Source organism: Mycobacterium sp. IS-3022 (assembly GCF_001500065.1).
Taxonomy (GTDB): domain Bacteria; phylum Actinomycetota; class Actinomycetes; order Mycobacteriales; family Mycobacteriaceae; genus Mycobacterium.
In genome coordinates this window covers 1-6585 of the sequence record NZ_LQIN01000030.1, presented here as the reverse complement: position 1 = coordinate 6585, position 6585 = coordinate 1, and the positions used below count along the sequence as shown (strand labels likewise).

Sequence of the window (6585 nt, the reverse complement as noted above, 5' to 3'; positions counted from 1 at the left end):
CCATGCGTCTGGGCCACCGCCTGCTGCAGACCCACCACCGGATCACCCCCACCATGCACCACCGCAGCCGGCGCCACGGTGGCCGCCACGGCCTGCACCTGGGCGGCCGAGACGTTGCCGAAACCGGCCTGCTGCAACTCGCGGTCGGGGTCGGCTACGAATGCCGCGGCGGAAACGGGATCGCGGAACAGGTTCAGAAACCAGTCGATGAGGTTCATTGTCGGGTCCTTTCGAGTGCTCGGTTCTTGGTCTTGTCACCGGGCTGTCCGGCGAACTGAAGACCACGTTATGGGCCCCGCGACTGCGCAGAAACGGGGTCGCAACCCCTCCCTGCGAACCACCGTCCCGGGATTGCGATGGGGGCCGCGTTAGGGGATTAGGGGGTGGCCGGGGGACGGCGGAAACGGATGCCATCGCCGATTGTGCGGTCTCCTACCCGACACGCCGAGACGGGCGTCGGAGGACTCACAATCGAGGCCGGCACGCGGCACTCCCGCCCAGCCGAACGCAAAAATGCGCGGCCCCGGAACGGGACCGCGCATTTTCGTCGCTGGATGATCAGTCGAAGATGTCGAAACCGCTTGCGTCGACATCCAGCTGCTGGACGTCGACCACCGCGTCGCTGAAGTCCTCGATCGTCGGCACATCGTCGACGTCGGTTTCCTCGATCACCGGCTGGTCGAGCTGCAGCGATGTGGCGCCGATGCCCGGGACGTCCGGATCGGCGAGCTCCGCGCCCGGATCGGAGATCAGAGCGGTGTGCACGTCGTCGAAAGTCTCGGCCGGCACATGGTCTCCGAACGCGTCGAAGGCGGCCGTGGCCGCACCACTGGCCCACACGTTGCCCGCCGCTTCGGCGATGCCGCCGTCCAGCCCGGCCGCCGGTACCGTCGTCGGCAGCGCCGACAGCGACTCGGAGACCACGGGGATCAGGGCGTTGACGTCGGCACTGGTCACATTGGTCAGATTGGCGTCGAGAATGGCTTGATCCGGATCGGCGGCGAACCGCGCGGCGGCGTCAGGATCCCGCACCACCGACATCACGAAGTCGAGTAGCTCGTTGGCCATGAAACACCCTCCCTCCCTCAAACAGATATATAGCTAGATATGCGGCTCAGCCCAACAAGGCGCTGACCCGATGCTATCGACGGCCACGGCCCTGGTGATCGGTGCGAAACCCACCACTGTGGCTAGACCATTAGGGGACGCACCGTTAGGGGATTTCGCCGCACTAGGGGCAGCTCCCGTGATGGAAGGAAATGAGCCGCTATCGTGATGGCCGGGCCCAATTGCACCCACATGCAAAGGTGGAGATGAGCGACTCACTCGGGTTGTCGATCGGATCGACCAATTTGGTGGCGGCCCGAATCGGCCGCCCCCCGGTAATGCGCCGGTCGATCCTCACCGTGTTCGACGACCGCGCACCGGAGGTCGGCATCCCGGGCGAGAACCCGAACCTGAACCAACCCGGCATGGTGCTGAGCGGTTTCGTCGAACGGGTCGGAGATCCGGTGCCGTTGGTCGCCGCCGACGGCACACCGCATCGCGGCGAGCGGCTGCTGGTCGAGGCGCTCGACGCGATGGGGCGCACGGTGGGCGGCGGCGCGCCCGTTGTGATCGCGGTGCCCGCGCACTGGGGACCGGCCACTGTGGGCGCGTTGCGGGACGCGCTGCGAGCCGCCCCCGGCCTCGCTCGCAACGGGGTGGCGCCCACGCTGGTCGCGGATTCGGCCGCCGCGCTCGCCGCGCTGCAGGCCGCGCCTGGGCTGCCGTCCAACGGTGTGGTCGTGCTGTGCGATTTCGGCGGCAGCGGAACCAGCATCAGCCTGGCCGACGCGGGCGCGGACTTCGGGTCGATCGGCGAGCCGGTTCGCTACCCCGACTTCTCCGGTGACCAGATCGACCAGCTGGTGCTCAACCATGTCGTGGCCGGTATCGCGGCTGCCAACAACGCCGACCCGGCGGGCACCGCGGCGGTCAGCTCGCTGGCCCGGCTGCGCAACGAGGCCCGGCTGGCCAAGGAGCGGCTGTCGGCCGAGACCGCCGCCGTCGTGCACGCCGAACTGCCCGGCTTCGACTCCGACGTCCGGGTGACGCGCACCGAGCTGGAGCGACTGATCGACGAACCGCTTGCCGGTGTGCTCAACGCCGTCGAAGAAACGTTGCAGCGCAACAACATTGCGTTGGCCGACGTGTCGGCGGTCGCGACCGTCGGCGGCGGGGCGAACATCCCGCTGGTCACTCAGCAGCTGTCGACACGGCTTCGCGCGCCGGTGATCACGACGCCGCAGTCCCAACTCAACGTCGCCGCGGGCGCCGCGCTGATCGCCGACGCCGCTGATGCCGCGACCGGGATGGCTGCGGCCGCGGATGCCCCGACCGGGATGGCCCCGGCGACCATGGCCGCCGCCGCGTGGGCCGCCGGGGCGGCGGGAGTGGCGGCCGCCGGATCGGGCGCGGACGGGCCGGCCTCGGCGACGTTCCGGGCGCTGGCCTGGTCGCAGGACGAATCGCCGGCAGACGAGCCGGTGCCCTATGCCGGTGAGGATTACACGTTCGAACCGGGCGTGACCGGTGCTCGCCCGGCGATGGAGTTCGCCCACGAGGAAGAGAGATACGAGCCCGAACCGCCACCGCTGCCGTGGTACCGACGACCCACGGTGCTGTTCGGCGCGGCCGCCGCGGCCGCGCTGCTGGCCGTCGGCGGCCTGGCGGTCACGCTGACGAGCACCAGCGGCGAAACCGGGCCGGTGACCGAGACCGCGACCACCGTCGAAACCGGCCCGTCGCCGCAGCAGACGACTTCGGCTGCGCCGCAGACGATCACGGTCACCGGATCGGATGGCCGGCCCAGCACCACCGTGGTGCCGCCGCCTCCTCCGCCGACCACCACGACCTCGTCGCCGACCACCACGGCGACGACGACCACCACGACGACGACCACCACCACAACAACCGCGCCGACCACCACCACCACGACGCGTGCCACGACGACACAGCCGACGACCACCGAGCCGCCGACGACGACCGAACCGCCGGTCACCACGACGGTCGAGCCGGTCCCGGACGTGCCGATTCCGGACGAGCCGTAGACCATGACCGCGTCGGACCCGCGGACCGACATCCCGCCAGCCGCGCGTGAAGCGGTCGCGCGGCTGACGGCCGCGCCGACCGAACCGGTCAAGCTCCTGGTGTCCGGTGGAATCGGCACAGGCAAGAGTTCGGTGCTGGCCGCGATCCGGGCCGCGCTGCGGTCCGCGGGCCTGGCGGTGTTGACCCGACCCCTGCGTGCCGGTGACGACCCTGGGGCCGCAGTGGTCATCGACGACGCGCACCTGCTCGACGACCAGGAACTCGACCACCTCGCGGGCCGAGTCGCCGACCCCGCCTCGACCGTCGTCATCGGCACCGAACCACTCGTGCATCGTCGCGCACTGCGCGCGTTGACCACGGCGATCGAACGCGAGAACCCGATCGTCGCGCTGGGCCCGCTGCCGCCCGCGGAGGTGGCGCACCTCGCTGCCGAAAAGCTCGGCGGCCCACCGCCATCCGATCTCGTTCGGTCATTGCTCGTCGCGACCGCCGGCCTTCCGTTCCTGCTGCAGCCGGCGATCGCGGCCGCCGCCGCCCCGGACGGTGAGCCGCCTGCCACCGCGATCCTGCAGGCCGCGAAGTACGCGTTGATCGAGCGGCTGCGTCGCGTCGACGACGCCACGCTCGACACGCTGCTGATGACATCGCTGAGCAGAGACCTCGGTCCGGACGACGTCGCCGCCGCATTGCAGGTGAGCGTCGCGGACGCCCACGCCGTGGTGGACCATGCCCGCGCCACCGGGCTGATCGAGCCGTCCCACAGTCGCGCCTTCCTGCGGGCACTACATCGGTGCATCGCCCAGATCCTCGGCGCCGCACGGCATCACGACATCGAGGTGTCGCTGCTGGTGTCCCAACTGAAATCCTCCACGCTGTCGGCGGATTTGGCGCTGCAGCTGGCCGAGCACGGCTTGCGCGACGACCGGCTCGCCACCGCGCTGGCCGAACTCGCTTCCCGCAGCCATGGCCAACCCGCAAGGGCGGCGAGGCTTTACCGTGCCGCAGCCGACGCCGGAGCGAGCACGCTGAGCCCGCAGCTGGCCGACGCGCTCGCGATGACCGGCGACTGCGCAACCGCAAGCCGGCTCACCGACGAGCTGCTCGGCTCCGAGGACGCCGCAGAAAGGGCCGCCGCGGTCCGGATCGCCGCCAGCATCGCCGTCCACGACGGCAGCGCAGCGCAGGCCGCCGACCTGTTCCGCTGGCTGGGCCCCTATCCGGACGCCTTCGTCAGCGCGGCGGGCGCGGTGGTGTCGCTCGCCGCCGGCGACCTGCCCGCCGCTCGTGCGGCGCTGTCCGCGGAGACCGGCGGCCCCCCGACATCGACCGCGCGGGCCGCGCGCAGCCTCGCCGACGGCCTGCTGATGTCGTTGCAGGCGCCATACCCCGCCGCGGTCGCCCGGCTGGGCCAGGCGATCACCACGGACCAGCCCGCGGCGGGCGTCGCCCCGGACACCCCGGCGGCGCTGGTGACGCTCGCCGCGCTGCACGGCGGCGATCCGGTGCGGGCCCGCAGTGTGATCGCCCGCGCGGTGCGTGCGGGCCTGGAGGACGGCCCCGAGGCCGCGCTCTTCGTAACCCGCAGGCACCGGCTGCTGCTGGGCTGGGTGCGCATGCTGGACGGCCAACTGCCCGCGGCGACCTCCGACGTCATGATCGTGTGCGCCGACGACGACGCCAGTTCCCCGCTGCACCGCCGCGACGCATTATGGGCGGCGGCGCTGCAGACCGCCATCGCCCGCCGCAGTGGCGACACGGGTGCCATGCAGAAGCACTGGTACGCAGCGGTGGAGGTGCTCGCCGAGTACTCGACGGACCTTTTCTCGCTGCTGCCGCTCGGCGAGCTGTGGGTGGCCGCCTCCCGGATGCGTCAGGTCGACCGGCTGCAACACGCCATCGACGAGGCGTTCGCACTGCTCGGCTCGCTCGGCGATCCGATGTTGTGGTCCGCGCCGCTGCACTGGGCCGGCGTGCACGCCGGAATCCTGGCCAACGCGCCGGACGCCGTCGCCCCGCACGGCCAGGCGCTGACCGCCGCGGCCGGCCACAGCCCGTTCGCCAAGACGCTGGCCACCGCCGGCCGGACCTGGTTGCGGGTGCTGGCTAACCACGTCGACGTCGATGAGGTCACCACGGCGGCTCGGCTGCTGGCGCAGGTGGGCCTGACCTGGGATGCCACCCGCCTGGCCGGTCAGGCCGCGCTGCAGACCCCCGACGGCCGGGTGTCCGGAGCGATGCTGCAGCTTGCCCGTGACCTGAAGCAGACCGTCGCGGTCGACGAGGCGCCGCGCGTCGATCACGCCGCTACCCCCGCGGCTCCGCGGGCCGGCACTTCGCGGCCGACGTCGTCGCGGCTGTCCGACCGCGAACGCGAGGTCGCCGAGCTGTTGTTGCTCGGCATGCCCTACCGCGACATCGGCGCGCAACTGTTCATCTCGGCGAAGACGGTCGAGCACCATGTCGCGCGCATCCGGCGGCGGCTCGGCGCGGAATCCCGCTCGGAGATGCTGTCGATGCTGCGGGCGATGTTGGCGCCGCAGACCTGAGGTCCCCAACGCGTCGCCATCCCCTAACCGAAATCCCCTAACCGGAACTTTCGACGACGGGTCTCGCACCGGATTCGGCACTCCGGCCCGGCGCAATAGCGTCATGCCATGTTCAACGACCAGGCAACTCCCAGCGCACCGTTGGGCCTGTCGGTCGGCGCGACCAACCTCGCCGCGACGCGCGACGGGCACGCCGCGGCGATCAGGCCGTCCGAGGTGACACTGCACGGTCAGCGGCTCACCGGTTTCGTCGACCGCATCGGCGATCCGGTGCCGCTTGTCGCGCCCGACGGCTCCGCGCACCGTCCCGAGCATCTGCTCGCCCAGGCGCTGCGTGCGCTCGTGCCGGCTGATGATGCGGCGGACCTGACGGTGGCCGTCCCCGCGCACTGGCGGCCGTCGGTCGCCGACACCCTGCGCGGCGCCCTTCACGACGAGGTGCCGGTGGTCTCCGACGCGACCGCCGCGTTGACGGCGCTGAACGCGGACCCCGGCCTACCGTCTCGCGGCGTGGTGGTGCTCTGCGACTTCGGCGGTAGCGGCACCAGCATCACGGTCGTCAACGCATCGTCGAACCACGCGGTGGTCGGCGAGACCGTCCGGTTCGCCGACTTCTCCGGCGACCTCGTCGATCAGGCACTGCTGACGCATGTGATGGCCTCCATCACAACCGACGCCGACCCGTCGGGGACGGCGATGGTGGGTTCACTGGCTCGGCTGCGCGACGAATGCCGCGACGCGAAGGAACGGCTGTCGGCGCAGACCGCGACGGCCCTCGCCGTCGACCTGCCCGGACACCACGCCGAGTTCCGCGTGACCCGTACCGAGCTCGACCGGCTCATTGCCGGACCACTGGCGAATTTCCTTGCCGCACTTGACGATACGCTGGAGCGCTACGGGGTGCCGACGGCGGCCGTTTCGGCGGTGGCAACGATCGGCGGCGGCG

Annotated in this window: 5 protein-coding genes; 3 read left to right on the top strand and 2 right to left on the bottom strand. The window is 71.3% G+C overall.

Annotated elements, in window-relative coordinates:
- Together AU188_RS17040 and AU188_RS17035 are read right to left on the bottom strand one after the other, a co-directional pair.
- On the bottom strand, positions 1-218 hold a 218-nt coding region (locus tag AU188_RS17040), incomplete at its 3' end, for an IniB N-terminal domain-containing protein (protein ID WP_216636192.1).
- A 340-nt stretch (positions 219-558) separates the two neighbouring features.
- A complete protein-coding gene (locus AU188_RS17035; RefSeq protein ID WP_059164877.1) occupies positions 559-1068 on the bottom strand; it encodes an Rv0340 family IniB-related protein in 510 nt (169 codons plus the stop codon).
- Between the two features lie 245 nt (positions 1069-1313).
- On the opposite strand from AU188_RS17035, the gene AU188_RS17030 reads away from it, so the two are divergent.
- The 3 genes from AU188_RS17030 to AU188_RS17020 form a co-directional block, all read left to right on the top strand.
- A complete protein-coding gene (locus AU188_RS17030; RefSeq protein ID WP_059164878.1) occupies positions 1314-3092 on the top strand; it encodes an Hsp70 family protein in 1779 nt (592 codons plus the stop codon).
- Positions 3093-3095: 3 nt separating this feature from the next.
- On the top strand, positions 3096-5639 hold the full coding sequence (gene iniR, locus AU188_RS17025) for an isoniazid response ATPase/transcriptional regulator IniR (protein WP_059164876.1): 2544 nt from the start codon (positions 3096-3098) through the stop codon (positions 5637-5639).
- Between the two features lie 108 nt (positions 5640-5747).
- Positions 5748-6585 (top strand): Hsp70 family protein (locus tag AU188_RS17020; RefSeq protein ID WP_156426728.1); only part of this gene is annotated, 838 nt, incomplete at its 3' end.

Coding starts and splice junctions, on each gene's coding strand:
- AU188_RS17035 (WP_059164877.1), bottom strand. CDS start 1,068: ATGGCCAACGAGCTACTCGACTTCGTGATGTCGGTGGTGCGGGATCCT.
- AU188_RS17030 (WP_059164878.1), top strand. CDS start 1,314: ATGAGCGACTCACTCGGGTTGTCGATCGGATCGACCAATTTGGTGGCG.
- iniR (WP_059164876.1), top strand. CDS start 3,096: ATGACCGCGTCGGACCCGCGGACCGACATCCCGCCAGCCGCGCGTGAA.